This is a genomic window from Maledivibacter halophilus, assembly GCF_900167445.1.
Lineage (GTDB): Bacteria > Bacillota > Clostridia > Peptostreptococcales > Caminicellaceae > Maledivibacter > Maledivibacter halophilus.
On record NZ_FUZT01000005.1, the window covers coordinates 40,839 to 65,847 of the forward strand.

General features: G+C 28.8%; 33 protein-coding genes. 8 read left to right on the forward strand and 25 right to left on the reverse strand.

Annotated elements, in window-relative coordinates; all coding sequences use genetic code 11:
- Positions 1 to 461 precede the first annotated feature (461 nt).
- Together B5X81_RS28425 and B5X81_RS10480 are read left to right on the forward strand one after the other, a co-directional pair.
- Positions 462 to 584 (forward strand): hypothetical protein, encoded by a 123-nt coding sequence (locus B5X81_RS28425; protein ID WP_280175265.1) that lies wholly within the window; start codon positions 462 to 464, stop codon positions 582 to 584.
- Positions 585 to 1,003: 419 nt separating this feature from the next.
- Positions 1,004 to 1,978, forward strand: a complete 975-nt coding sequence (locus B5X81_RS10480; RefSeq protein WP_244282058.1) for a restriction endonuclease — start codon at positions 1,004 to 1,006, stop codon at positions 1,976 to 1,978.
- A 36-nt stretch (positions 1,979 to 2,014) separates the two neighbouring features.
- On the opposite strand, the gene B5X81_RS10485 is transcribed toward B5X81_RS10480, so the two are convergent.
- The 5 genes from B5X81_RS10485 to B5X81_RS10505 all read right to left on the reverse strand — a co-directional run bounded on the left by B5X81_RS10485 (position 2,015) and on the right by B5X81_RS10505 (position 5,233).
- Positions 2,015 to 2,254 (reverse strand): hypothetical protein, encoded by a 240-nt coding sequence (locus tag B5X81_RS10485; RefSeq protein ID WP_079491589.1) that lies wholly within the window; start codon positions 2,252 to 2,254, stop codon positions 2,015 to 2,017.
- 108 nt (positions 2,255 to 2,362) lie between these two features.
- Positions 2,363 to 2,908 (reverse strand): hypothetical protein, encoded by a 546-nt coding sequence (locus B5X81_RS10490; protein ID WP_079491591.1) that lies wholly within the window; start codon positions 2,906 to 2,908, stop codon positions 2,363 to 2,365.
- 162 nt (positions 2,909 to 3,070) lie between these two features.
- The gene (locus B5X81_RS10495; protein WP_079491593.1) at positions 3,071 to 3,565 is read right to left on the reverse strand and encodes a GNAT family N-acetyltransferase; all 495 of its coding nucleotides are present in this window, start codon (positions 3,563 to 3,565) and stop codon (positions 3,071 to 3,073) included.
- Between the two features lie 112 nt (positions 3,566 to 3,677).
- Positions 3,678 to 4,553, reverse strand: a complete 876-nt coding sequence (locus tag B5X81_RS10500; protein ID WP_079491595.1) for a hypothetical protein — start codon at positions 4,551 to 4,553, stop codon at positions 3,678 to 3,680.
- A 149-nt stretch (positions 4,554 to 4,702) separates the two neighbouring features.
- A complete protein-coding gene (locus B5X81_RS10505) occupies positions 4,703 to 5,233 on the reverse strand; it encodes a hypothetical protein (protein WP_079491597.1) in 531 nt (176 codons plus the stop codon).
- A 269-nt stretch (positions 5,234 to 5,502) separates the two neighbouring features.
- Between B5X81_RS10505 and B5X81_RS10510 the strand changes: the two genes are divergently transcribed.
- Entirely contained in the window at positions 5,503 to 6,714 is a 1,212-nt protein-coding gene (locus B5X81_RS10510; RefSeq protein ID WP_170917367.1) for a serpin family protein, read from the forward strand.
- Positions 6,715 to 7,028: 314 nt separating this feature from the next.
- Positions 7,029 to 7,844: a hypothetical protein gene (locus tag B5X81_RS10515; RefSeq protein ID WP_079491601.1), complete on the forward strand. Its 816-nt coding sequence runs from the start codon at positions 7,029 to 7,031 to the stop codon at positions 7,842 to 7,844.
- A gap of 59 nt (positions 7,845 to 7,903) precedes the next feature.
- On the opposite strand, the gene B5X81_RS10520 is transcribed toward B5X81_RS10515, so the two are convergent.
- The 12 genes from B5X81_RS10520 to B5X81_RS10565 form a co-directional block, all read right to left on the reverse strand.
- On the reverse strand, positions 7,904 to 8,158 hold the full coding sequence (locus B5X81_RS10520; RefSeq protein ID WP_079491603.1) for a reverse transcriptase domain-containing protein: 255 nt from the start codon (positions 8,156 to 8,158) through the stop codon (positions 7,904 to 7,906).
- A gap of 371 nt (positions 8,159 to 8,529) precedes the next feature.
- Positions 8,530 to 9,432: a hypothetical protein gene (locus B5X81_RS10525; RefSeq protein WP_079491605.1), complete on the reverse strand. Its 903-nt coding sequence runs from the start codon at positions 9,430 to 9,432 to the stop codon at positions 8,530 to 8,532.
- Between the two features lie 308 nt (positions 9,433 to 9,740).
- Positions 9,741 to 10,160 carry a hypothetical protein gene (locus B5X81_RS10530; protein WP_079491606.1) on the reverse strand — a complete coding sequence of 140 codons (420 nt, stop codon included), beginning with the start codon at positions 10,158 to 10,160 and terminating at the stop codon, positions 9,741 to 9,743.
- Between the two features lie 522 nt (positions 10,161 to 10,682).
- A complete protein-coding gene (locus tag B5X81_RS10535) occupies positions 10,683 to 11,519 on the reverse strand; it encodes a hypothetical protein (RefSeq protein WP_208985036.1) in 837 nt (278 codons plus the stop codon).
- A gap of 736 nt (positions 11,520 to 12,255) precedes the next feature.
- The gene (locus B5X81_RS10540) at positions 12,256 to 12,957 is read right to left on the reverse strand and encodes a hypothetical protein (protein WP_079491609.1); all 702 of its coding nucleotides are present in this window, start codon (positions 12,955 to 12,957) and stop codon (positions 12,256 to 12,258) included.
- Positions 12,957 to 13,157 (reverse strand): hypothetical protein, encoded by a 201-nt coding sequence (locus B5X81_RS27795; protein WP_079491611.1) that lies wholly within the window; start codon positions 13,155 to 13,157, stop codon positions 12,957 to 12,959. Before B5X81_RS27795 ends, B5X81_RS10540 begins: the two co-directional genes overlap by 1 nt.
- Before the next feature lie 36 nt (positions 13,158 to 13,193).
- Positions 13,194 to 13,364: a hypothetical protein gene (locus B5X81_RS27385; protein WP_208985037.1), complete on the reverse strand. Its 171-nt coding sequence runs from the start codon at positions 13,362 to 13,364 to the stop codon at positions 13,194 to 13,196.
- 221 nt (positions 13,365 to 13,585) lie between these two features.
- On the reverse strand, positions 13,586 to 14,332 hold the full coding sequence (locus B5X81_RS10550) for a hypothetical protein (protein ID WP_079491613.1): 747 nt from the start codon (positions 14,330 to 14,332) through the stop codon (positions 13,586 to 13,588).
- Between the two features lie 29 nt (positions 14,333 to 14,361).
- Positions 14,362 to 14,994 carry a hypothetical protein gene (locus B5X81_RS10555; protein WP_079491614.1) on the reverse strand — a complete coding sequence of 211 codons (633 nt, stop codon included), beginning with the start codon at positions 14,992 to 14,994 and terminating at the stop codon, positions 14,362 to 14,364.
- On the reverse strand, positions 14,987 to 15,409 hold the full coding sequence (locus B5X81_RS10560; protein WP_079491616.1) for a DUF6884 domain-containing protein: 423 nt from the start codon (positions 15,407 to 15,409) through the stop codon (positions 14,987 to 14,989). The genes B5X81_RS10555 and B5X81_RS10560 overlap by 8 nt, the downstream gene beginning before the upstream one ends.
- Before the next feature lie 169 nt (positions 15,410 to 15,578).
- Positions 15,579 to 15,752 (reverse strand): hypothetical protein, encoded by a 174-nt coding sequence (locus B5X81_RS27800; RefSeq protein WP_208985038.1) that lies wholly within the window; start codon positions 15,750 to 15,752, stop codon positions 15,579 to 15,581.
- 123 nt (positions 15,753 to 15,875) lie between these two features.
- Positions 15,876 to 16,220, reverse strand: a complete 345-nt coding sequence (locus tag B5X81_RS10565; protein WP_079491617.1) for a hypothetical protein — start codon at positions 16,218 to 16,220, stop codon at positions 15,876 to 15,878.
- A gap of 530 nt (positions 16,221 to 16,750) precedes the next feature.
- On the opposite strand from B5X81_RS10565, the gene B5X81_RS10575 reads away from it, so the two are divergent.
- The 3 genes from B5X81_RS10575 to B5X81_RS27390 all read left to right on the forward strand — a co-directional run bounded on the left by B5X81_RS10575 (position 16,751) and on the right by B5X81_RS27390 (position 18,375).
- Complete coding sequence (locus B5X81_RS10575; RefSeq protein WP_079491619.1) at positions 16,751 to 17,188, forward strand: serpin family protein; 438 nt, start codon at positions 16,751 to 16,753, stop codon at positions 17,186 to 17,188.
- A 218-nt stretch (positions 17,189 to 17,406) separates the two neighbouring features.
- Positions 17,407 to 18,210 carry a GAF domain-containing protein gene (locus B5X81_RS10580; RefSeq protein WP_170917370.1) on the forward strand — a complete coding sequence of 268 codons (804 nt, stop codon included), beginning with the start codon at positions 17,407 to 17,409 and terminating at the stop codon, positions 18,208 to 18,210.
- Entirely contained in the window at positions 18,211 to 18,375 is a 165-nt protein-coding gene (locus tag B5X81_RS27390; protein ID WP_170917371.1) for a hypothetical protein, read from the forward strand.
- A gap of 120 nt (positions 18,376 to 18,495) precedes the next feature.
- Here B5X81_RS27390 and B5X81_RS10585 read toward each other — a convergent pair whose 3' ends face one another.
- The 6 genes from B5X81_RS10585 to B5X81_RS10605 form a co-directional block, all read right to left on the reverse strand.
- On the reverse strand, positions 18,496 to 18,789 hold the full coding sequence (locus B5X81_RS10585) for a hypothetical protein (RefSeq protein WP_079491622.1): 294 nt from the start codon (positions 18,787 to 18,789) through the stop codon (positions 18,496 to 18,498).
- A gap of 160 nt (positions 18,790 to 18,949) precedes the next feature.
- Positions 18,950 to 19,168, reverse strand: coding sequence for a hypothetical protein (locus B5X81_RS27805; protein WP_079491623.1), 219 nt, complete (start codon positions 19,166 to 19,168; stop codon positions 18,950 to 18,952).
- The gene (locus tag B5X81_RS27395; RefSeq protein ID WP_170917372.1) at positions 19,158 to 19,307 is read right to left on the reverse strand and encodes a hypothetical protein; all 150 of its coding nucleotides are present in this window, start codon (positions 19,305 to 19,307) and stop codon (positions 19,158 to 19,160) included. Before B5X81_RS27395 ends, B5X81_RS27805 begins: the two co-directional genes overlap by 11 nt.
- 233 nt (positions 19,308 to 19,540) lie before the next feature.
- Positions 19,541 to 19,807, reverse strand: a complete 267-nt coding sequence (locus tag B5X81_RS10595; RefSeq protein ID WP_079491625.1) for a hypothetical protein — start codon at positions 19,805 to 19,807, stop codon at positions 19,541 to 19,543.
- Positions 19,808 to 20,083: 276 nt separating this feature from the next.
- Positions 20,084 to 20,515, reverse strand: a complete 432-nt coding sequence (locus B5X81_RS10600) for a MerR family transcriptional regulator (RefSeq protein WP_280175269.1) — start codon at positions 20,513 to 20,515, stop codon at positions 20,084 to 20,086.
- A 170-nt stretch (positions 20,516 to 20,685) separates the two neighbouring features.
- Positions 20,686 to 21,705, reverse strand: a complete 1,020-nt coding sequence (locus B5X81_RS10605) for a DUF362 domain-containing protein (protein ID WP_079491626.1) — start codon at positions 21,703 to 21,705, stop codon at positions 20,686 to 20,688.
- A 160-nt stretch (positions 21,706 to 21,865) separates the two neighbouring features.
- Here B5X81_RS10605 and B5X81_RS10610 point away from each other — a divergent pair, with 160 nt between their 5' ends.
- Entirely contained in the window at positions 21,866 to 22,696 is an 831-nt protein-coding gene (locus B5X81_RS10610) for an IS91 family transposase (RefSeq protein ID WP_456298917.1), read from the forward strand.
- A 294-nt stretch (positions 22,697 to 22,990) separates the two neighbouring features.
- Here B5X81_RS10610 and B5X81_RS10615 read toward each other — a convergent pair whose 3' ends face one another.
- Positions 22,991 to 23,998, reverse strand: a complete 1,008-nt coding sequence (locus tag B5X81_RS10615; protein WP_079491629.1) for a DUF5050 domain-containing protein — start codon at positions 23,996 to 23,998, stop codon at positions 22,991 to 22,993.
- A 253-nt stretch (positions 23,999 to 24,251) separates the two neighbouring features.
- Complete coding sequence (locus tag B5X81_RS10620) at positions 24,252 to 24,896, reverse strand: hypothetical protein (protein ID WP_139380298.1); 645 nt, start codon at positions 24,894 to 24,896, stop codon at positions 24,252 to 24,254.
- Positions 24,897 to 25,009 lie beyond the last annotated feature (113 nt).

The following is a 25,009-nucleotide window of genomic DNA, read 5'->3' on the forward strand; positions in this document are numbered from 1 at the left end:
TGATGCCGATATCATCGACCCCTAATAGTGATATGCTTTCCTTAGAATAGACAGATGAAATAAAAAAATCTGTTTATGAAAAAGGGAGCATATCATAGTGCAAAAACCCCCGGAGGTCGACGAAAATTATTCTTTCATAATTTACAAGTCTTTTAATCATTTTTGCTTTTAAAGAAGGGTTTTTCATGAAAATGTAGAATTATAAATAAGGTAGTAATTGCAATGTATAAATGGGTTTTTATAGTACCTATTAGGAATTATGAAATAAAAAACTGTCTGATTTATATTAGTTTTAAATTAGACAGTTTTTTTGCAGTCTTACTTGTATATTCTTAATATACTTTATACATTTTCTTCTATTCAATAAATTTACACTAGAAAAAATATGGCTGAGAGTAGATTCTGACAATAATAGAGCTAAAAAATGTTATGAGAAAAATGGATTTGTTTTTGAAGGTGTCATGAGGAAAGATAGGCTAAGAAAAGGAATATTTATCGACCGTTGTAGATACAGCATATTGAAAGATGAATTTAAAAAAATGAAAAATAGAGTTGGATTTGAGAATAACTATGAAGCTGAGTGACCTAACATCTTCTAACAACATGTTCACAGAACGACGTGGTAGGGGCTCCAATAGGGCGAGTCAGAAGGAGTCAACTTAAAAGAAAGCCACGCTTAGCAACCAAGTCGATGACTGCATTATGCAACCCATAACTATAAGTAGTCACCTGTAAGCTTCAACGGCATCGTGAACACAAACCCTTATATGAAATATACACTGCAATAAAGGAAGAATGATTAGAAAAAGGAAAATCCAGCCAAAGTACTATTTCCCACCTACAGCTAAAAATTTAACAGCCTAATAAAATATTATTAGCTAATATCAATAAATGGCTTAATTATACATCTGTTAGTAAAAATTTTGATATTGAATTAGCTAATGTATAAATTATTCTAGGTAAAACGTTGTGGCTGAGTGATAAACTGAAGATAATAAATAATATGTCAAGTTACAGTTCTAACTGTCATACATTCTTTATAATTACAACTACCGAGGTGAATATTATGTCAATCCCAGATTACAAAACACTTATGCTTCCTTTATTGAAATTTGCAAATGATAAAAAAGAACATTCTTTAAGGGACGCTATCAATTATCTTGCAGATAAATTTGAATTAACAGAAGATGAGAAAAATAAGTTGCTTCCAAGTGGTAAACAAGCTATTTTCAATAATAGGGTTGGATGGGCTCGTACATATCTTAAAAAAGCTGGGCTAATAGAATATATTAAAAGGGGAATATTTAAAATTACAGACCGTGGCTTAGAAGTTCTTTCCGAAAACCCTAAGAAGCTTACTAATGCATATTTAAAAAAATTCCCTGAATTCAAAAACTTCAAAGAAAAATCTAGTAGCAAAAAAGATGATGTGCAAATTTCCAGTGATACTAATATTGAAGAAACACCTGAAGAAAGATTAGAAAATGCTTATCATATAATCAGAGATGAATTATCTCAAAGCTTAATTAGTCAGGTAATGGATTGTTCCCCTTCTTTTTTTGAAAAACTAGTTGTAGACCTTTTATTAAAAATGGGATATGGTGGCTCTCGTCAAGACGCTGGTAAAGCTATAGGACAAACCAATGATGGTGGAATTGATGGAATAATCAAAGAAGATCGTTTAGGTTTAGATATTATCTACATTCAAGCCAAAAGATGGAGTAATTCAGTAGGCCGCCCTGAGATTCAAAAGTTTGTTGGGGCTTTGGCAGGACAGAAAGCAAAGAAAGGTGTATTTATTACTACTTCTGGATTTACAAAGGGTGCTAAAGATTATGTATCCACTATCGCCAATAAAATAATATTGATTAATGGTAAACAATTAGCTCAATTCATGATTGATTTTAACATTGGGGTTTCTATTGAAAATACTTATGAGATAAAGAAAATTGATACTGATTATTTTGTCGATGAGTGATTTATGTTTTTATATTTTTGTCATTATTTATTTTCCTTAAAGGTAACGGGTACCGCCCGATTCTTTAATTACAGATTCAAGGGTAATTCCAGCAATTTCCTGGGGAATATGTAATCTAGCTTTACCTATATCAAGTTTAATTGCGGCCTTATCAATATTACTATCTGCTATATAATTTTTAACATCCTTAATATCAATAGAATGGAATCTTGTTTCATTTGTAGATGAGTATTTTCTTTTGTAATAATAGAATTGGCCTTTACTTATTTTGTTCATTTATGCCTTCTAACTACTTTTTATAGTTAGGATTATATCATCCTATATTGGCCTAGACTAGGTGTCAATTTTTTTACGGATAGGTAATTTTTAGAGTAAAGTATATTATTAAAAACCAATATTATATAATTTATCAATTTTTATATCTTCTTCATCCTCAAACATAAATACATAGCAGCCTTCTCCTATTTCCTCTAAAGAATACTTTTCTGCTTGATCTATGTCTAATTCACAATTGCTAACACCAAAATAGATGCCTTTAGATTCAATAATCCCATAAGGACTAGTAAGCTTCCATCCTTTCACAACTATCCCAGACGATAACAGATCATCCTTTAGTGTATATTTAGTTCCATCAAATTTATATGTGGATTTTTGAGGTTCCCTTAGATCATATACTAATTTTGTGGATATAAATGGTACTCTAGAAAAACCAAACAAGCCTATATTAGCATCCTTTATCTCAACAAAATTTACAGTTTCTTTTTCTAAATAAACCATATAATTATTGCCTTCAAAGGATTTAAATATTATGCTATTATTCCCGATAACCCTATCTATAATCAAGTTATAAGATAAACTGATTATGATAGATAGTATCACATATAGTGTTACCAAATATTTTACTATTTTTTTTACATAGGATTTATCCATTTTAAAATAGCTTTCCCCCTTATGTTTATTATGAAAATAATATAACAAAAACTGCTATAAGCTCTTTTGTTTCTTCAAGATTTAGTAATTCAAGTCCGCCGTTAATTAGAAACTTTATATTTTTCAAGCTGCATTTTCTTTAAAGACTCAAATTAATCAGAATCATATTAATTTAGCCATATAATACTCATCAACATATTTTCCATCCACTATCAATGATTTTGCTTTTACCCCTTCTATTTCATAACCCATTTTTTTATACAGATTTACTCCACCTTTATTATGTTTCATAACTGTCAGCTCTAGTCTAGTGATTGAATTGTCTTTTGCCCATCTTTCAACTTCTTGAAATAAGCGACTTCCTATTTTTTTACCTCTATACTCTTTTAGAATTCCAATTACAATGTATGCACTATGTTTTATGCGATTTGCAAAGCCCCTGTCTGCAGATAAAAATCCAACCAATTTATCATCCATTTCAGATATCAATATTAAAGAATTGCTCTCAAGGATATCTTTTATTTGTGTTCTCATCTCATCTTCAGTTGTTTTGCGCTCATTTTCTTCGTACAACATATTTTTTGTCTCTCTGTCTAACTGTTTTAGCATATCTAAAAACTCTTTTGCATCATCTATGTTAATCTTCCTTATAATCACTAGTTTACCTCCTCAGCCATTGCCATTATCTAATTCTTTTCAGTACTACTTTAAGTTTTTTTCAGTAATTTCTTTCCCCTAATACATTGTTAAGCGTCATAATTAACTGGCATCAGTCGACTTTCCTGACCATTTTGTATATATTGCCTATTGAATCCTCTAAGACAATCTCTATTGTTACTTTAGATTTATCAAATTTTTCAATATTACTGAAATCCACTTCTTCAATAATAAACCAATAATCTCCGTCTAAATGTTCTAGTTGGACTCTAGGTTCTTTTCTACCACTTACTTCATTAGCTTTTAAAATATCAATGGCTTTCACTATATCATTATCATAATATACATTACATGCTGCACTTAAAAGTTTTGTATCAATACTAGACTTGAACTTTGCAATCTGCACGTCAAATTCAAGTTTGGATTTATTAACCCTATAAATATTAATACCTTTCATGAAAACTTGTTCTGACTTCGAGTACAAATCTAAATTGGGTAATTGCTCATAATCTATATTCTTATTATCCTCATAAGCAATCTTCAACTCATAATTACAAGAAAAAGGGACTATAAAATCAGCAAAATATTTCCCATTATTATTTTTAACCTCAGTATAGTGCCAACTCTCATTAGAATAATCATAGTTTTCTGCTTTTGTAAAATCATAAGTTGTACGGTATAAAAGTTTTAAATCTGTATAGGACCCCAACTTATTTGAGCTTAATTCAACCATAATCTTTGCAAAAATCTTATCATTTTTCACTTGCTTTTCAACCCTATATTCTGAATCTGATACAATACTATTCATTTCTATTATTGTATTGAGTTGTTGTGATACCTTGTTAAAATCATTTTGTAATTCATTAACATCTTGTTGCAACCGTTGAAATTGATTGTTTAATGAAAAATTACGCATTAACAGGATAAAAATAGCTGCAATGACTACTCCTACTATAATATTATTTGAACTTTGCTTATTGCTTTTCATTTAATATCTCCTCTCATTACAATGTTAATTATGTCTCTTAACTTTTCGTGTTTGCAGCATATTTGAAAAAGATGTGGTGCAATGGCTTGACTATAAAAATTTTCCTCAGCACCCCTTTGCAAACATTTTGTTATATAATTGTGCTAGACCTAATTGAATCTAGCTGTCCCTCTTTTAATCATCTTCTTTTGCAAATGATAATTCGCTAATTCAACAGCTTCTGCTCTATTTTGGGCAGGAGCCGTAACCATCAAACCATTCTCTGGATTCCAGCCGTAACTATTAAGTCCTTTTTTCTCATATAAAGTAATTGTAAAACTTTCATAAGCTTTATCAAAATATATATAACCTAAACTAAATGATGCTCCTGAGTCCTTCAAGCCATTAATAGAAGCACTATTAAATTCATCAAATTTTAATTCAAAAACATTATATTTTACTCCATCAATTGTAATTGTACCACTAAAGCTATTCCCACCAAATATAGGCTTAATCAAAACCCCTTCAAAAACCACTCTAGTTTCTTTGATTATTTTATCACTATTCAGTCTGTACTTCACTCCATCAAATGAATGATTAAATTCTTTAGGTACCCAAGTTAAAAAATATGCTAATATTAAAAAATATATAATAATAATATTTCGATATTTATTTATATATTTCAATACTCTTAAAACCATACTAGATATCCTTTTTAAACTTATTTTTTAAAGAAAGTTATCATTGCTTTTAGTACATAATATAAGTATATCCCATAACTTAGGGGTTACCAGCCACACCTATGTCGCTAATACTCTCCTATATATGAAATATTCTTTACTTATTATATCATATTAAGGTAGTATTTTACTTAGTGATGGCTTTCTTCTTCAACTAAAGATAAAACAAAAACAGGAACAAATTTACCATCTTTACGTCTTATTTAATATAAAACGAAGGAGTGATAAATTTGAAGAAATATTTATTTGTATTTATTAGCATATGTATTGTAGTTGTAATTCTTGTAAGCTGTTCTAAAAAAGATAGTTATGAGTTTAATATTGATACTATTGACTCTAAAGTAACAGATGGCAATTTAGATTTCGCCTTTAATCTATTTAAAGAACTTTATAAAGAACAGGAGCAAAAAGAAAATATTGTTATTTCACCTATGAGCATTTCAACAGCTTTATCTATGACTTATAATGGAGCAAAAGGAACAACGAGGGAAGGAATGGATAAGACTTTATCCTACAATGGCATAAAAAAAGATGCCTTAAATGAGTCTTATAAAAATCTGCTTAATTATTTTCAAAGTACTGAAGGTGTAGAATTAAATATTGCAAATTCTATTTGGATTCGAGAGGGTGTAACAGTTAAAGATGATTTTATAACAACCAATAGGGATAACTATTTTGCAAAGATCGAAAATTTAGATTTTAGTCAAGAGGATGCTACAAATATAATTAACAATTGGATATCTCAATCAACAAAAGGTAAAATTAATAAAATGTTAGAATCACCTATTTCTAATAATGTTATGATGTATTTAATTAATGCTGTTTATTTTAAAGGGCAGTGGTATGATAAATTCGATAAAAATAGAACATATGAAGATGTTTTTTACAATAATTCCAATAACACATCAAAGGTATTGATGATGTCAAAGACCAGTGATATTCAATATGCCTCAACTGGAAATTATAAAGCTATAAAATTACCCTATAAAGATACAAGCAAATCCATGTATTTATTATTACCAAATGAAAATGTAACTATGGATGAATTTATAAATAACCTCAATAAAGATACATGGCACGAAATGAAGGAAAGTTTACAAGAAACTAAGGATGTATACGTGAAAATTCCACGATTTAAAGTGGAATATGGTATAAAAGATTTAAAGAATGTTTTACGTCAATTAGGTATGGAGGAAGCTTTTTCTGAATCCGCTGATTTTTCCGGTATTAAAGAAGGCATATTTATTAACAAGGTTTTACATAAGGCAGTGATAGAAGTCAATGAAGAAGGTAGCGAAGCTTCAGGTGTTACAGTAGTTGAAATGACAGAAAGTGCACAAATAGAGCCAGATGAATTTATAGCTAATCGCCCATTTATCTATGCTATTGAAGATGATAAGACATATACCCTATTATTTATGGGGGTAATGTCTCATATGTAAGGGGAAAAAAACTGTCTGATTTATATTAGTTTTAAATTAGACAGTTTTTTGTAGTTTTACTTGTATATTCTTAATATACTTTATATATTTTCTTTTATTCAATAGATTTGTTTGGTTATTGTTCTATAAAATTATTTTATTATATAAACAGTTCGCTATTATTTTAATATTCGACCTGTTTTGCTTGGTTTCGACAGTGGGGCTGTATTATACTAGTCTTGTTTAGGGAAAAATTTATTTTTTATACAAATGTAATAAATACCTTGGTTAGCTGAAATTCAAAAAATAATATAAATCTATTAGGAGATGAATTAATGAGTGGAAAAAATGTAGATTACAAAAAATTTTTAAATATATTTTATCAGTTGTTTTCAGTAGATTATAGTGATAATTTTAAACAATCCGGAAAATTTTTAATACAGATTTGTATCATTTATTACTTGTTTAGATTACCTTTTATAACAGTTCAAGAGGTCAGCGTTTTGGGAATAGTATTAAATCTAAATAATGAAATAATTCTTGATATAATCTTCTTAGTGCTGGTAGCAATATTAACGTATTCACATTTTCTTAGATATAAGATTGAAAAAGAAATTATTCGTGCTCACAGACTCCCCATTGGTCTTGGAATAGATGAAATGATAAATAATATACGCAAATTAACTGTACAGGAATTTTTAGAAACACAGGAAAAATTGTTAAAAGATGCAATGATTAATGAAGTTAGAGAAAAATTTTATAGAGAAAAAAATAAAATTGATGACTATTTTTTTGACGAGAATAATAGAATAAATCAAGAATATCTTAAATCTACGTCATTAGGTGAAAAATCAAGACTTTCAATTGAACAAACAATGTTAGAAAATAAAAGAAGATTGAAATATGCTGAACTAACAGAAAAGTATAAAAAATTTGATGATTTAGAGAAAATAAATCAATTCAAAATTGAAAATATAATAATGAAGGAATACAAAAGTGAAAAAAAACTTAATTTTGAGAAAAATAGGATTAATATGTATCTTAAAATTGATAAAAAGAGAGATTGGCTAGATTTTCTTTTACCTATGTCAAATGGAGTAGTTACTATTTTGATTTCATTGTATTTAATAATAAAATCAATCTTTCAATGAAAGGTACCGGGTATCACCCGATTCTTCTTGTCCTTTATTCTTTTCACTAAAATGCCCATCTAAATATCATGATTTACTGTATCGAAGAATTTTTCTAAGTCCATATCTACTACTATTTTGTATCCTTCTTCTATATATGCCTTTGATTGTTTAAGAGCCATATGTGCACTACGATTGGGTCTGAATCCATAGTTATATTTAGAGAACTCTTTATCAAATACTTTATTTAATACCTGAGCGGTAGCTTGCTGAATTAATCGATCAATACCTGTAGGAATGCCTAATAGCCTTATTCCTCCATTTGGTTTAGGAATTTCCTTTCTCCGAACAGGAGAAGGTTTATAATTACCATTTAGGAGATTTTGTGCTAAAAAAGAGTAATGATTTTGGAAAGGTAAGGCACCGCGTACCGCCCGATTCTACGCGAATCTTGTCGTGTCGAAAATGAAATAGAAACACGGAAAACCATTTTTAGATTTTTCATTAAAGTCTGTGGATACGTTGTAACGTTCTCACAACTAACAACGTCCCCATATCTAAGCTCTACAATATCACCATAGTAGAGTAGACCTTTTATTACTGTGCGTATTCTAATAATCATGGAGATGTTGTTAGTTACAGTGTTAGGTGTATTGGGCTGCTCACCCCAATCCAGACATTGACAAAACATTAATTTCTCAAGATATTATTTATTAGAAATAACAACCTCATGAAAAAACTTAATTCCACTGTTCTTCTTCTCAAGCTCTTTCCTTCTTTTAATAACATCATTGAGGATAGAAATGCTATCTATAGCTTTTTTATGTTCATCAATTCTCATAACGCCAATACTAATTTCATTATGCGAAAACTTATTATAATACTTCTCAATTGTCTCGTTATAAACATTTTCACATTTCTCTAAATCTCTTCGCAATTTCTTTTTCATATCATCATGTATTTTAGTTATTGAACTTAAATAACTTCTTATATAAGGTCTAATATCAACAAAACCATCTTCAGTCTTTAATTCTGATAAAACCTTTTTCTTTAATGCATTATCATTTTTTAATTTATCTACTGCCATATAAATTGCTGCTGAATTCAAAAGTTCATTATCTTTTTTTAAATCTTTACTTCGCCTACTATAAAGCAACTTATGTATTGATAAATTATTATGTTGAATATGGTTTCTTAACCCTTCCATCATCCTATAAGCTAAGTTATTATCATATTCATAATTACGACTTATTTGAAACTTTTGATACTTATCTGATTGTTTTCCATATAACTTACTTAGACTATTTGATGTGTGATCAAAGTACAGCCTACAGACAGATAATAAATTAATAATTCTCCTATCCATTATTCGAATATCATTAGCCAAGTTATCCCACTCATAATTATCATAAATAACTGCCTTTAAAGCTATCGTTAATAACTCACTTTCAAATTCTTCATAACTGGTCAATATAAAATCGAATTTCTCTTCAATATAAAGTACTTCAAATAGTTTCTCTTTCGATTTTATAATTTGCTCATATTCATCTTTATCAATATTGATAAAATCTTTGCCAGGACAATGTATTTTATCTATTCGATAGATCATATTTTTCAATCCTTCTCTTTTAAGTTATTAGGAACAGGTAGTCGCTTCTGTTTTGCAGCCCATTTCACCTAACATCTTGGCTTGCCAACGTGCCTGAACTGGACCTGTGTGAAAGGTAGCGGCTACCGCCCGATTCTTGTCGAAGAAACTGAAAATCCTTTTTTAGATTTTCCATTAAAGTCTTTTTTAGCGAAAATATAAAGAATATAACCTAAGCTTTATCCAAATTTCTATTTTAGCTTATGTAAATTTTCACTTATTTTCATGTTTTGAACTAATAGCTTTATCGATATCATGAATATTTGATCTTACCTTTCATCAGCACGTTTCCTAAAAGAACGTACTAATAGAATACCTCCTAATATACTTAGTGCAGTGCGAATATACGCAGAAAGATAAAAGGCTGCTTTAAGTTCAAATATATTTAGCATAATTTGCCATGGGATCATGGGAAATATTATAAGAATTACAGAAGCAATTAAATAGCTCCATCTGAAGCAAAAACCTTTAGTAATAATCCTAATAATTTCTCTCCATTCAATTAATACACCAAATAATGTAAATAGAAAAGCTATTATTAATTTATACTTATCGTAATCACTTATTTCAATCCTATTTGATGCAATCTCTATTTTTACAATAAAATTCCCTATTAGTTTCAGTAACAGTATACCAATACATATTACAATTAAAATTTTTACAATATCGTTTTTATTCTTTATATACAATTCACTCCTTTCATTCTTTTATTCACTAAAAATCTTATATTTATTTGCATAAGATTATTGTTATATTATAACATATTAAAATATTATTTCCATTTCATTTATTTGCTTAAAGGTACCGGTTACCTTACCCTGCAAATTTTTATAAAAATAGCCAGAAGATTGAGTAGTACTTAGTGGCTTTAATCTGAGATTCGTTAGTACCAGGTACCTTTCACTTTTAGATTTATATTTACCATAATCAAAATCAAGAATTTTTCCTTTTACTATACATGAATTATCAATCTGTAAATCTACGTTTATAGTGTTTTTATCAGAGTTATATGCTTACAAAACTATATCAACTTTATTAATATCAGTTACTTCGAATAATATAGTGTAGTCTGTAAAGCCTTCATTTTTATGTATCTTTATCAATTTATTAATAATATCTTTATCGGCAATATCAATTAGCTTTCCACCTTTAGATGATCCTATGTGTCCTTTTATGCAAACATGTTACTAGATAACATTTCGGAAAATTTTTTATTCAAAGTCTAGTTTAAATTGGACCATTTTCTTTTTCTTTAAAGCTTGTCTTGCTTTAGAAACTTCAATCTCTACTAAAACTTGATTAGCTTTGCTTATAATGGATATAGTACTATTAATATATATTATTAAGCAAAATATAAAAGTAATTAAAATTAGTAACTGTTTTACAATACTATACACAAATTCTAATACTTCTAAATTTTTCTTGATAATATATTTTTCAAATTTTAATAAATCAATTTCTCCAAAATCTTTTGTTATATTTTTAAATTCTTTATGAAGTTTTGTTTTACCACGAAGACTATTTGAAATAGTTGTCATTTTTTTATAAGCTTCCTTAAACTCATTTTCTCCTTTAATAATAAATAATTTATTGTTTTTAAGATATAATACAATATTTTCTATTTCATCTAAATATTTAAAGCTCAAATTTTTTTCATTTTGAAGTTTTTTTATAAATTTCTCTGTATTATAAACTGTATTATCAAAAATAGTACAGTTTTCAGAATACGACATTGTTCTTGAATTTACTCTTTCTATTTCCATCATAAATGAATATGAAAAAGAAGTAAAAAGGATTAATACAGATATAAGTATTGAAATAAAATTCATGATATCATTTCTATATGATTGAAAAATATAATTATATTTTTCAGTTTTTATAATATTTTCCAATTCTTCATTACTCTTTAATATATAATTTGTATTTTCAATCTTTCTTATTTTAGAATCAATTACTTTACAGAAGTGTTTTTTTGACATAGCTGACAATTTTTCTTTCCACGTAAAATATTTTTTCAGTTGTCTCACCTCTTTACATGTTTTTTTCATTTCAATATACTAAAATAATTTTTATAACGTTTCGCATTTGAGATGTCTCTGAATCGGACTCACAAAATCATTCTTCTTGGGAGAGGATTCTTATCTCCCCCCCCAAAAGTTAGACATTAGTGTCTAACTTTTGGGGGTACACTTTATAGTAGAAAGCCTTTAGCGGTCGACAACAACTATTTTAACAAAGGGGGCCTTACATAAAAATATATAAGCGTCAAAATACCCCCATCTATTCAAGATGAGGACCTTATATTACATATTACACTAATCTTTATTATATAAAAGGTACTAGATATCGCCCGTTAAAGGTCCCGAGTACTGCTCGATTCTTGTCCAAGAAACTGAAAATCCTTTTTTAGATTTTTCATTAAAGTCTGTTTTAGTGATGTAACTTTCCCACAGTTCCCTATGCGACTTCTATAACTTCCTTTTGATAATAAGTCGTGTCGGAAACTGCTGTGTTAGGTGATGTTTTTGCTATTAATCAATAACTTTATTCTTCGTAATATGGTTGATATGATTTTCATAACATATGAATTAGTTATACGAGTTATTTGGAAACAAATCCTCGTTATCATAGAAGAGTTTACAATAAGTATTTCCTACGACCTAAAAAATCGTTCCTTTTATATCATAATTTCTCTTTAGCAAAATAGTAATCGCTATGAATTGAACAGTCAAAAAAATCAACTTTTGTACTACATGCTAAATGCTAGACGTAGTTATTTTCGAACTATCGAAGTCTATACTCTTCACTTAGAATATTAGGAATAGAATTCATTTTATCAAAACTAAATTCCTTTTGCGCTATTCCTAACGCATCTTGAATTGGATCAGACGATTCTAAAAAAATAGTCATCTTGGCAATTTCTTTTAGCTTTGGATTATTTATTACTTCTTCATTGAGAGATTTGCTCATATATATATCTTCAGAATAACTAAAAATCATGTAATTTATTGCTTCTAATTTCTTATATCTATCAAGTTTATTAAATTGTCTATAAAATTTTCTATATCTTTTGCTATTTTTCTCAACAAATAAGGCAATTACAGTTTCATCTTTCAGTGGTAAAACACATATATGTAAATCTCGTATTCTATATTTATGTGATAAATAGTAAACATCATTGATTATATTCCCCTCAAAATCTGTAATCAAAGCAATACTACTTTGAAAAGCAACTGGAACTACATAATCTAGCTTCTCATAATAGAAAAGGTAATAGTATTCATCAAGTGGTTTTTTTGTGGCTCTTTTAGCTCTTAAAAATCCATTTGTATATTCTTCCAAATCCATCAAATTAATAAATTGCCTATATTGTAAATAATCTTCCATCATGGGATTTAACTTCATAGCATTATTATAAATTGCAATTTCATACTCTCGTTTACTTATGTCCTTTAAGTAATTCTTCATTGCCATTTGACTAATCATTATATTTGAAGGTTTCTGATTATAATTATCAGGATCTTCATATTCACTAAAAATTTTACTATCACAATCTCTACATATAAGCTGAAAAGTTCCCTTTTTTTAATTCCAACTTCTTCATCTAAAATAGGATTTGAAATTAATTTATTGGTATTATAAACTTCTCCATCAATAGAAATGTTCTTCAGTGCAAGAGCTGGCACAGAATGTGAATTGCAAAAGCTTTGACATTCTCTCTCTCAATAATAACAGATAGTATTTTTCGCATCTTTTTTACTTTTGCTAAGGAACGTATTCAGTTTTTTTCGATATTTAATTCTATCATCATCCGTCATATTCGAATCGAATATTTCTTCCATTTCAATTTTCATGGCATTTACTTTTTCAATCACTCTATTCCCCCCCTTCATACCTTCGAAAATAATTACACCTAATGTTATCGCAGTCCGCGATCGTGCCTTTTAGATACTTTACTTACAATAACTTAATACCGACAAGTCAATCTCACGGAACACTTAATCAAATACCTAGCATATCGTTAACTGGCGTGTTAGGCGTAGTTATTCTTGTGGATATATAGAGTTTATATATCCACAGTAAATATTATGTCGAGACTCTGCCTTTTGTTGATCTATAATTTTTTCTTTTTCACTTCATTATCATCGGTGAAAATAAGCAATTTTTCATATTCTTCTTTTAACCATACATATTTCTCATATACATTTGGGGTATTGAAACTGCTATCCAAACCTTTAATAATAACATCACGTATTAAATCTAAATGTTCTGTAAGTTGTTTATCAGTTATCACTGTTGAGTTCTGAACAACTTGAAGAACTATCATTTGATGAAATCCAACAGTTCCATCTGAAAGTCTATCTATGTATTGATGATATGGGTAACTAGCAGACTTGCTATAAATTGGATAATTCAATTTCTCAATCAACTTATCAGATAACACTATTCTAGGGTATTTAGCAAGGCTAGATTCGATTTGATAGACTTCAATTAATCCGCTACCAAATACCACATTCCCTAAATCATGATATAAATTCCCTACTGTTACCCCGCCTCTTATTAAAACACCATTTGTAAGTATATACTCACCCATGTCTGCTATATTCGCCACAAGAGTAGAAAAGACTTCATTTATGTTTCCATCATCGACTTCAACTGATATCACGATAGAATCTGAGAAACATGTACACCTTGTTTTTTCTGTAATATCAAATCTATCTAAATGTTTCTTCTGAGCAGATTCCTCAATTTCTGTATTTTTTAATCCCCAACGTGTAGGACTTTCCCATTTCTTAAAATATTTTAAAGATGTCTTTATAACTCTCTTAAGATCTATATTGCTCTCAGATTTATAAACCATACTTTTAAATCCTAAAATATCTATAAACACTAATTAATTAATTTTAAAAATTTTTCAAATTCAGTTTTAGAAAACCCATCTTTATAAAGTTCATTTACTAGCCATAATCCTGACTGACGTATTTTATTTTTAGGTGAATAATTTCCTAGCCAATTACTTGAACTTATACATTTACTACAATTTGATACTTCTGAAATCAATTTACTTTCTATATTCAGTCTACTGTCTTTATTTTCTATACTAATTACAGCAAAGCTAAAATTCTCTCTAATGTATTTACTTACCTTTTTCTCTATTGACATTTGATATTCTAAATCTACTAAGTGCATATACTTTTCTCTATTTTTTCTAGAAGTAAGGTCCCACTCCCATCTTTCTAAATAATTATCTTTATTTTTGTTTAATATACTTCTCCCAATATTTTTTCTAAAAATACTTCTATCTTTATTCTCTTTAATAAAATGTTGCTTCAATCTCGAAACTAATTGATTATCACCAGTGTGTGTACCAATTCTAACTATTCTATCAACACCATGTCCAGTTTCTCCTTTTTCAAACAGTATGTATATACCATTTTTAGGTATTGGATTTTTATCAAACGGAAATGAATATCTCTGCAAATTGGACAGTTGCTTATGTAATATTTCACAATATCTACTCATTAATAACTTTCTCCTTTAAGTATGATAATTGTTGTCCTATTTTTAGTCCTTCCATAGGAACTTCCACATGTTTCATATTTCTTACTAAATATTTTCTATAATTGTTACCTGCTAAAATAATAAATTTATCTTCATCAAAACTAATATTTTTATTTTTAAGTTGGTTAATAACTTTTTCTGACCAAGTTTTTCTATCCTTCTCACTCATATTATTTAACGTCACGTTATAAGGTCGTATAACTTGTTCAAGTTCAACGACTCCATGTAATGCTGATAATATAAATATTTTGTCTGGCTTTATTTTTTCTGCATACTTTAATGCTAATTTAAAAAGTGTGCTTTGATATAATTCTCTTGCCTCACTTTCAACTTCTTTCTTTTTACTTACACAAGATATTAATACTATTGTTCTCACTACACTCCCCCCTAATTTTTTAAGTAAAAGGTACCGGGTGCTGCCCGATTCTTGTCAAAGAAACTGAAAATCCTTTTTTAGATTTTTCATTAAAGTCTGTTTTAATAACCTACATCTCTATAGAATAAAGTAAATTATTATAATTTGTATTTAATGGCTTGCACCCCTACTACCTTAAATCTATTAATGATTTAACTACTGTTTCGAAATCATTTTTGACTTCTTCTGGTATTTTTACACTTACCTCTTCCCTGTTAATCTCTATAGGATCACATCTAAGTTCTATCCTTATTATAGTTTCTTTATCGTAAAAGTAATACGCATTTAAAGAGTATTCTGGCATAAGGCTTAGTATAAAGGTAGTGTAATATTCATCATCATTATATTCATTTAACTGTATATATTCAGGTCCCCTCTTAAATTCGCCTAACTTTTAAGCTGTATCTTTGTTATAATCTTCATCATCTCACTTTACCATTAGCTCTATACCATATACATAGTTCTCTTTTAATTCTTCTATATTTTCATAAGTATAATTACTCTCTGAAATAGACATATTGTACACTGCAATCATATAGTCATCTACACCTGCATCTTTATAATAAGATCTGTACATCTCCCCTTCAGTATCGTCATCTTCAATATATCCCTTAGGTACTTTATATTTAATATCTCTCCCTCTTACTTTATGTACCCTACTTTCTATGATTTCCTCTTTTTCTAGCATTATTTCTTTATTGTTTACATTACTACACCCTACTATTGTTATAAATAATATTAAGTTAATTATGATTTTTACGCTCTTTTTCATTTTCATCCCCCTTATTATTTTAAACAGTAGTCAGTTATATAACTGTGTAACTGTCTAAAAACTATTTTTTAGAGCTTTCAAAAGGATTTTCCTTCACTATTTGTAGAACTATTAATATATTCTCAAAGAAAAGATAAATCCAAAATATTCTTATAATATTATAACATTTTTGTTATTATTATGTAGTATTGGTCTTATTGTGGAAGCAAAAAAGACTAGAGCATATAAACAATCCCTAGTCTAAGCAAATTAAGTTTTAGCAAAGAAAAAACCTAAAATTCTTCGCTAGGTTGAAAATCACATAATTCATCTAAAAAAACCCCTAACCCTTTAGCTAGTTTCTTAGCAGTGGAGACCTTGCAGTCTCCACGCTTTCCTATATCTTGAATAGTTCTTCGTGGTACTCCCGATAACTCAACAAGCTATGGCACTGATAGCTTTTTCTCTAGTCTTATTTTCTTTAAATTCAATTCATTTCCTCCTTTTATATATGAAAGGTACCGGGTAACCAATGTCATCCAAGCAAATCCATGTATTTATTATTACCAAATGAAAATGTAACTATGGATGAATTTATAAATAACCTCAATAAAGATACATGGCACGAAATGAAGGAAAGTTTACAAGAAACTAAGGATGTATACGTGAAAATTCCACGATTTAAAGTGGAATATGGTATAAAAGATTTAAAGAATGTTTTACGTCAATTAGGTATGGAGGAAGCTTTTTCTGAATCCGCTGATTTCTCTGGTATTAAAGAAGGCATATTTATTAGCAGGGTTTTACATAAGGCAGTGATAGAAGTCAATGAAGAAGGTAGCGAAGCTTCAGGTGTTACAGTAGTTGAAATGACAGAAAGTGCACAAATAGAGCCAGATGAATTTATAGCTAATCGCCCATTTATCTATGCTATTGAAGATGATAAGACAGATACCCTCTTATTTATGGGGGTAATGTCTCATATGTAAGGAAAAGTAAACCCAATTATTGCAATAGCATTAAGAAAGAAAATTTTTTTCGTTTTAGCACATACTTTTGGAGTTTAGATATAATATTAACCATATTGTGCCATTATGAATAATTTATAGTAAGAAGAATAGAAACCAAATTATAATAATTTATGTATTATCTCCCATAATATGCTATAATATGTTAATAGTTGGTATATTGTAGAGCTGTTATGAATATGAGTAAAGATTTGATAATTGAATCTATTAAATTATTTTTAGATAAAGCTAATACTAAAATGATAAATGGTATTGTTTTGACAATAGGTGTAATAATTATTTTTGTAATTCTAATTTTTGCTATAATTATTATTAGAAAAACTATTAGATCTTTTAATCATGAACAAGATTATATCAAATTGTTAAAAATTCACACAGAAGCTAATGAAATGTTACGTCTCTTAGCTGAACAATATGAAAAATTAATTAATATTAATAACTCAACAAGTAAATTGTTTTGCGCATTAAATAAACTTATATTTAATAGATTAAATGGAGATGATAATATTTATAAATTTAATGAATTAATTGAAGCTATTATTTATCAAGTTCCAAGTGTCTTAAAGTCATCTCTTTCAAAAAAGCACAGATGTGTATTATGGATACCTACTAAAGAAAATAATAATCTAACAACTTTATACGCTAGTTCTACTGAATTACAAAATAAATCTTTTTCAATAAATAAGTCATTTGTTGGCCGAGTTTTTCTTGAAGGTGAGATACATAATTGTGGAAATGTAATTGAAGAAAGTACTTATGATAAAAAGAAAAAGAATAAAATACATTATAAATCATTGGCTGGAATACCTATAAAAATAAATAATGAAGTTGTTGCAGTTCTTACTATAGATGGTAAAGAGGAAAATTCATTTTCTGATGAAGATATAGATAATTTATATATTTATTCCCAAATGATAAGTTTATGTATGTTGTTCATTAAGGAAAAACATGGTATAATTAATTTGAAAGAGGAGGCGTTATAAATGTCTATAGCTATGTTAGAAAGAAATGTAAATAAATTTTTATCTGGGCAAATCAGTTCTAAAAAATTCATAAAGATGACGTCTTTTAACCAAACCACAAAAAATGAAGCAAAAAAAATAATTAATAAATCTGATAAAATATTAAGAAAAAATAATATAAAATAAAAATTTAACCCTTTTGCTTATTTCTTATAAACAAAAGGGTGTTTTTAATCTTCCTATATAAATCCCTTTATCCATAACATCATTTTAAATACCACTTAAAAATTGGATAAGATGTTGATACTATTCCCATATTAAACTGGATTGGCCTTTAGGAGGCTTCTCATTTAACATATTAAGAACCTTAGATACAAGACCCTTTCGGTAAGCAATTTCATTTAGCTCAGGAAGTAATGGATTTCCAAAAACGTGAAGAACACTATTCCCTCTGAAAATTCTGTTGAAACCAATTCCTTTAGCAATTTTTGTAAGGTTTGAGATTCGGGTGGTACCCGGTACCTTCCATACTTTTATGACTATCATAAAACATATACAGGTCTTCATTTTTTCTAATATAATCTTTCTTTTGGATTTCATTTATTTTGCCTCCCTTTATTCTTTATATCTGTATTATATACATTTTAATTTTCTAAAGAATTAAAAAAATATTTCCAAGATGTAAACTTTTGGTTTTTTATTATCCTTTATCCTATAGTAATTACATGGCATAGGCTTAAAATATACAAAACTCTCATTGTCAAGGTAGAAGGTAATAATCTATCCTTCTTGGTGTATCAATATCATCATAAGTCATAAGTTCTACTTTGTTTTGAATAAAATTTTTATCTGTTTTAAGCGGATTCTTACCTTGTAGTTTCCATACTCTGTAGGTTAAATCATATATTTTTTCATATCCAATAAAGTGTAATTTTTTATAAGGTTTTTTAAATTTTTGTTTCTGTGTATTATCCCCCACATCTTAGAGTTTTAAAATCCTCACCAATTTTGATACCTCCTAGAATTACACCTACAGGCTTATCTTCTCTAAAAACAATATAAGATAAATTAAAGGTACAGGGTATTACCGCAATCGAATAACCAATATCACGTTCCAAACTGATTTTTCCACCTTCCTAAACTGCAATAAAAAATAGATCGTCAGATAGTTCCAATCCATTTATAAATCTTTTACGTTCATCTTCCCATTCATCCCATGTATATTCTTTGCATTTATAAATAAATTTTTAGCATTTCTCTTCTCCCTTCCCTGTTACAAATTTCTCTATTGAAAAACAATATCCTCAAATTATCTATCACAAGTTTCGATAAGTAATACTTCTAGCCTTTTCTATTCGTCTTCAATATAAATAGTAAATCCTCCGAAATACTTTGAAAAAGCATTATAAATCAAAGTAAATAATACTGCAACTACGCAAAATAATAATATTGAGAATATATATTGTTTTATCAATGTATCAATTCCAAAAATCTCAACAAAACCATTGAATTCTGGATATATTCTATATAAACTAAATATTACCCTCATGATACTGATAATAATACCTAATTTTATTGAACTTAAGTATTGGATTTTTCTAATTTTAACTTTTTTCACCTCAACACCTCCAAACTATATTGGGTGATATATTCTATGTTATTTAATTAATTTCCTTTATTTTACTCAATGAAAGGTACCATGTGCCGCAAAAATCTTATATGCCATAATCCAATGACTCTAAAAAAACCTTTTTTACACTTACAATTAATACTTACTATAAAAAAAGAACCTTTATTTGGCTCCTGATTATGTCTTAAAAGTGGCAGATATCACACAATTAAAAACTGTCTGATTTATATTAGTTTTAAAACAGACAGTTTTTTACAATTCCATTTATATATTTACCACAATTATTTTCTGGGAATTCCTATTTTTTGAAAGCCATCCACATTCATCATCCCACATAATAGTTACTTCAGGTGACTGTGCAAATTCATATTGATTCAATAGTTGTTTAATTTTCCTTATGCTGACAAGATGTTCTTCAATAGCATCTGCTAAGTCCATATAATATTTCGCTTTTTTTAAAGCCTTTAATTTATATTTTGTTTCTCTTTCTTCTATTAATTTGTAATTATTTTCTTCTCCACCAAATTGTGTGATAATAGTTTTCATAGGTATTTCCATAGAACGATATTTGGCATAGAAAAGCAGCCTAAATATATCCACAACATTATAATATCGATGACCATTTTTCCCCTTTTCAACTTCAATTAAATCTTCTTTTTCATAATAATGGATAGCACTAGTTTCACATCCAAGAATTTATCCCAAATCCGAAATACTATACCTCATAGCCTCTCATTTCTACCTAAAGCTGCTTTAGGTATTTATCTAGAAATTTCTTATTTGTCAATTTTATCACATTATTATAATTTAAAGTGGATTTTTCTTTTTTCTTAACAAACTAACCCCTTTCTTAGAAAGCGGTTAGTTTAAATTTCAAAGAGCTTATAATCCATTGTTCCCAGTCCTATTTTTTCTGCATGTTCAAGAGAAATTCTCCCCTTTTCAAAAAGGTTTTTGCCGCTATTTTTCTGTACTAAATCTAAGCATGCAGTATCTAATGCAACTGGGTCCTTTCCAGCTAGAACTCCAATATCATCTGCAATAGATTTCATTGGTTTCCCAACACAATCACACTCCTTAGTAATGTTATGGACAAAGGTAATATATATAATATCCTTGTCCTTTGATGCTCCATAGGCATATTCTGAAAGTTTCTCAAGGAAATTAGACCCTCCCCATGTGTTTCTAATTGCACCTTGAGGACAAACAGCAATGCATCCAGCACATCCAATACACTTATTTTCATCAATTTTAGCAGTATCTGATATATATATAGCATCGAAATCACACTTGTCTACACAAAGACCGCAGGAATTGCATTTTTCAGATTTTACCTTAGGTGATATTCCAGAGTGCTGTTCTAACTTTCCTCCACGAGAAGCAAATCCCATTGCAAGCTGTTTAAGTGCTCCACCAAATCCTGCCTCTATATGACCTTTAAAGTGACTCATAACAATAAATTGATTATATTTGCCATATTCTTTACCTATTTTGCAATTTTTTATATGTTCTTTGTTGATCTCTATTTCATTATAATCTGTTCCTATTTCTCCATCTGCTATTATAATGGGAATCTGGGTAAACCCATGGGATTTTGCTGTTTCAATATGGACCTGGGAGGTTGTTCTGCTTCCCCTATATAATACATTGGTTTCAATATAGGATGTAGATACTCTATTTTCTTTAAGGTAATTTATAATTTCATCATAACATTTCGGTGGAATAAAGGTTTTATTTCCCTTTTCTCCAAAATGAACTTTTATAGGAACTTTGCTCTCAAATTCATGTCCAGTTTCTGATACTATTTTTTTAAATAATTTTACAGCATCCCTCCCTAGTTGATCATAATTTGAAGTTGAATTTTTTATAAAATATACTTTACTCATATAATCTCTCCTTTATATTATAAAGATACGTAGTTATTTTTTTTGAGAAGATAATTATGCAATTTGCTCCCTTGTTTTTCTTTCTGATTTTAATATGAATATATCATACCGTTTTAATGTACCATATTATAACAATAAAGACAAATAAAACATCCCTAAAATAAAAGGTACCGGGTACCACCCGAGTCTTCTACTTGAGCTTTCTATTGATCCTAAACATCTAGGTGCTAAAATTGGTTTTACTTCTATTTTACACACTTGGGGTCAAAACTTGATGTATCATCCTCATATTCATTGCATTATCCCTGGTGGAGGTCTAGCACCAAATTTCAATAGATTTATTCAACCTAAGAAAAAGTTTTTTATCCATGTGAAGGTTCTTGCTAAAAAGTTTCGCGGTAAATTTCTTTATTATCTCAAAAAGATGAATAAGAATAATGAATTACAGTTTACTGGTAATATCAAATATTTACAAAATGCTGATAAGTTTCAAGAACTTATTGATTCTTTATATACCATACCTTGGAATGTTTACTCTAAACCTGTTTTTAAAAATCCTAATCAAACAATGAAATATCTAGGGAATTACACCCATCGGGTTGCTATCTCCAATCACCGTATTGTAACGGTTGAAAATGATAAAGTTACCTTCAAATGGAAGGATTACAAAAATGGTAGCAAACAAAAGCTGATGACATTAGATGTATTTGAATTCATTAGGAGATTTTTACTTCATGTTCTTCCTTTTAAGTTTGTAAAGATTCGGCACTATGGTATTTTAAGTAATCGTAATAGACTTAAATCTATCCAGCTGTGTAAAAAATTAATTACACTACGTACAGGTAAAATTCATCCCAAAATTGAACTACTATCTTCATATCAACTTATTGAAAAAATGATTGAAATTGATATCAGGCTTTGTCCCCACTGTAAAAAAGGTAATATGCTGCCAAAACAATATCAGTATTTATCCCTGGTTGATTCATCCTAACTTCCTAGCAACTTCATATTTTAAAAAAGTCCTCTTATGGGGAGGGGGCACTATACTCTTTTTATGGTTATATTTATCATATATTGATTTTTTATCCATAGCAATAAGAGTTAAAATTCTATTTAAACCACTATCTTATAAAGAAAAATGTATTGAATCTCCATAGCAGCAGCTGAAATATCCCGCGGCTATCGTTCAACAAGGTGTATCAGCAATTGAGCTCCTAAGTTCTCGTTAATTCGAGACTATTTTTTTGCTCAACTGCTGATACACCACTAGATGTTATGTGAAGGTTTACTTCGTCCCATTTCCACTATCTTCCCCTAAAATACTAACTTCTTTATTCTCCATGTTGATCTTGTGAATAATTGAATTATTATCCCAATCAAGTACATATATTTTATCTTGAAAAACATTAACACTAGTTATTCTTCCACTAAAAATCTCTTCTACTTCTTTAGTTTCTAAATTCATCATATATAAAATATCTTTATTAATATATAATAAATATTTCTTTCCATCCTTATTATAAATATTTGATACATAACCATCAGCTAATTCCTCAAATTCAGTTCCATCATCACGTACTCTACATATACTTAAATTACTATCAACAGCTCCATTAAGCTCATCGTGATTTCTATTATTAAAATATATCCACTCTTGGTTAACTATGAAGTGTGTTGTCTCTATATACTCACCTGTACCTTGTATTAGTATTTCTTCATTGTTTTTCCCATTTAAATCTATTCTAAATAACTGACCTTTTGTAGATTTACAATAATATATATAATCTGATTCATACTGCATGCAATTTATACTTGCACTAACTAACTTCTTTTTCTTAGAACCATCTAAATCTATTCTATACAAGCCGTTCTCATAATATCCTAAATTCACAATATTTGCATATATCACTCCATCTACAATAATACTTTGATACGTGTTTATATCTGAAATAATTTCCCTTTTTTCTGGATTATTAATGTCTAATCTCATTAATTTTGCACCGTTTTTATAATCTCTATAATACAAATAATTATCATACAAATTTAGATTCATTCCATATGTATTAACATAAGTCTCTTTCATAGTTCCAACTAACCTAGAAATATTATTATTACTTTCTCCATCTTGAAAATAAACGAATCCATCTTCTCCTTCCAAAACAAATCCCATTTCTACAATATTAATTGGGTTCGAATTCACTTCATGATCTCCTGATGTATAGTCCTTACACCCACTTAACAAAAATGTTGTACATATTAAAAATATTATTATACATATATTTCTTACTCTCATACCTACTCTCCATTTCTATATTCAGAAGTAAACTTTCATATAACGTCTCGTGTTTGTGACGTCCCTGAACTGTACTCGCAGAGTCTTTCCCATTGGCGGTGCTTGCACCCGGTGAAGGGATGTGGTGTGGCTATTCTTCAGAGATTGACGCCCCAGAGTTTTCCTCATAGGAGACCCTACCACACACTTGTACAAACATTTTGTTAGATGATGTTTTGACCTCATATCCTTAGCCCATTCTTAAACGTGTCTTTTACTCTACATAAATCTCCTCTTTATCTATACTTGTTTTTAATAACACCTTACCAATTTTTTCAATCCTATTTATGTCTGGATATTTAGAGACTTTTGCCATAAGAGTATCTTCATCAATAAACATAATAAAATCTTGTTCACCACGCTTTGATAAGTGATACCTATCTTTTGTAGCAATATTGTATCCAAGTATCTCATGACTTATTATCCCAGATCCCATAGCTATATTTGTATAGACTTCATAAACACTATCCTTATCCAAGTCTGCAAGAAAAATGCCCATAGTTGGCATACCATGTAAAATTTCTAATACCTCATTATATTTAATTATAGCAACTCCGTAAAACGAAGCGTAACCTACATCAACTTTATAGAGCTGAGTTCCTGCATTTTTCCATATTTCTTGTGTTGTAATCTCTTCTATAATCGCAACTTCCTTAGCATTTCCTTTTATACCTCTGTCTTTTAGTTTCTGAATTATTAACATTCTTGCATCCGTAATTGTCAATCCATCTTCTGGAGAAATAAATTTATCTTTCACTTCAACAGCATCTAAACCTTTTGAACTATGACTACCATTAATACATGATGTTAAAGTAGATATGATTAAAATCATACACATCCACCTTAGATATTTCAACACTCTATTTCCTCCTTTATTGTAGTAATAACAACACTATAAACTCCTTGCTATAAAATGACCCTTAAGAACTCCTTCGATATGAGGACAAAATTTTATCTAACTTAGGAATTACC

Bases quoted from the DNA above. Each gene is read 5' to 3' on its own strand.
- B5X81_RS10615 (WP_079491629.1), bottom strand. From the start codon at position 23,998: ATGAGAGTAAGAAATATATGTATAATAATATTTTTAATATGTACAACA.
- B5X81_RS28425 (WP_280175265.1), top strand. From the start codon at position 462: ATGAGGAAAGATAGGCTAAGAAAAGGAATATTTATCGACCGTTGTAGA.
- B5X81_RS10585 (WP_079491622.1), bottom strand. From the start codon at position 18,789: ATGAAATCCAAAAGAAAGATTATATTAGAAAAAATGAAGACCTGTATA.
- B5X81_RS10555 (WP_079491614.1), bottom strand. From the start codon at position 14,994: ATGAGTAGATATTGTGAAATATTACATAAGCAACTGTCCAATTTGCAG.
- B5X81_RS10485 (WP_079491589.1), bottom strand. From the start codon at position 2,254: ATGAACAAAATAAGTAAAGGCCAATTCTATTATTACAAAAGAAAATAC.
- B5X81_RS10575 (WP_079491619.1), top strand. From the start codon at position 16,751: ATGTATTTATTATTACCAAATGAAAATGTAACTATGGATGAATTTATA.
- B5X81_RS10500 (WP_079491595.1), bottom strand. From the start codon at position 4,553: ATGAAAAGCAATAAGCAAAGTTCAAATAATATTATAGTAGGAGTAGTC.
- B5X81_RS27390 (WP_170917371.1), top strand. From the start codon at position 18,211: ATGTCTATAGCTATGTTAGAAAGAAATGTAAATAAATTTTTATCTGGG.
- B5X81_RS10605 (WP_079491626.1), bottom strand. From the start codon at position 21,705: ATGAGTAAAGTATATTTTATAAAAAATTCAACTTCAAATTATGATCAA.
- B5X81_RS27385 (WP_208985037.1), bottom strand. From the start codon at position 13,364: ATGAAGGGGGGGAATAGAGTGATTGAAAAAGTAAATGCCATGAAAATT.
- B5X81_RS10525 (WP_079491605.1), bottom strand. From the start codon at position 9,432: ATGATCTATCGAATAGATAAAATACATTGTCCTGGCAAAGATTTTATC.
- B5X81_RS10515 (WP_079491601.1), top strand. From the start codon at position 7,029: ATGAGTGGAAAAAATGTAGATTACAAAAAATTTTTAAATATATTTTAT.
- B5X81_RS10580 (WP_170917370.1), top strand. From the start codon at position 17,407: ATGAGTAAAGATTTGATAATTGAATCTATTAAATTATTTTTAGATAAA.
- B5X81_RS10540 (WP_079491609.1), bottom strand. From the start codon at position 12,957: ATGATTAGTCAAATGGCAATGAAGAATTACTTAAAGGACATAAGTAAA.
- B5X81_RS10550 (WP_079491613.1), bottom strand. From the start codon at position 14,332: ATGGTTTATAAATCTGAGAGCAATATAGATCTTAAGAGAGTTATAAAG.
- B5X81_RS10490 (WP_079491591.1), bottom strand. From the start codon at position 2,908: ATGGATAAATCCTATGTAAAAAAAATAGTAAAATATTTGGTAACACTA.
- B5X81_RS27800 (WP_208985038.1), bottom strand. From the start codon at position 15,752: ATGCCAGAATACTCTTTAAATGCGTATTACTTTTACGATAAAGAAACT.
- B5X81_RS10505 (WP_079491597.1), bottom strand. From the start codon at position 5,233: ATGGTTTTAAGAGTATTGAAATATATAAATAAATATCGAAATATTATT.
- B5X81_RS10565 (WP_079491617.1), bottom strand. From the start codon at position 16,220: ATGAAAAAGAGCGTAAAAATCATAATTAACTTAATATTATTTATAACA.
- B5X81_RS10480 (WP_244282058.1), top strand. From the start codon at position 1,004: ATGTCAAGTTACAGTTCTAACTGTCATACATTCTTTATAATTACAACT.
- B5X81_RS10535 (WP_208985036.1), bottom strand. From the start codon at position 11,519: ATGAAAAAAACATGTAAAGAGGTGAGACAACTGAAAAAATATTTTACG.